Consider the following 463-nt stretch of genomic DNA (forward strand, 5'->3'; position numbering starts at 1 on the left):
GGCCTCCCACGTCCTTCATCGGTTCCTGGTGCCAAGGCATCCACCGTGCGCCCTTAAAAACTTGGCCACAGATGCTCGCGTCCACTGTGCAGTTCTCAAGCAACGACCAGCCACCCATCACCCCGTCCTTGCAGACGAGTTCACTGGGGCCGGCGTCGAAGGCAGCCTTACCGGCCGTACCTTCAGACACCCAACAGCGCGCCCAGTACCCGGAATTCAATCGGTTCGCTTTCCACGCCCCGAGGGGCAGTACTTACGACCCGGATGAACCACCAGGTACTGAATAGTCAACGTTCCACCCATGAGCTGACCACCGTCGAACATTTGTCGACGTAGTGGCTCTGGATCCCTGAAGGGATCTAGATGCTCCTTAGAAAGGAGGTGATCCAGCCGCACCTTCCGGTACGGCTACCTTGTTACGACTTCGTCCCAATCGCCAGTCCCACCTTCGACAGCTCCCTCC

1 rRNA gene is annotated in these 463 nt (G+C 59.0%); it reads right to left on the reverse strand.

The features are described 5' to 3' along the window. Positions 1-374: 374 nt before the first annotated feature. A 16S ribosomal RNA gene (locus tag IF17_RS0135780) occupies positions 375-463 on the reverse strand; the annotation flags it as partial.

Origin of the sequence: Streptomyces cyaneofuscatus (assembly GCF_000718135.1) — a bacterium.
GTDB classification, from domain to species: Bacteria; Actinomycetota; Actinomycetes; order Streptomycetales; family Streptomycetaceae; genus Streptomyces; species Streptomyces cyaneofuscatus.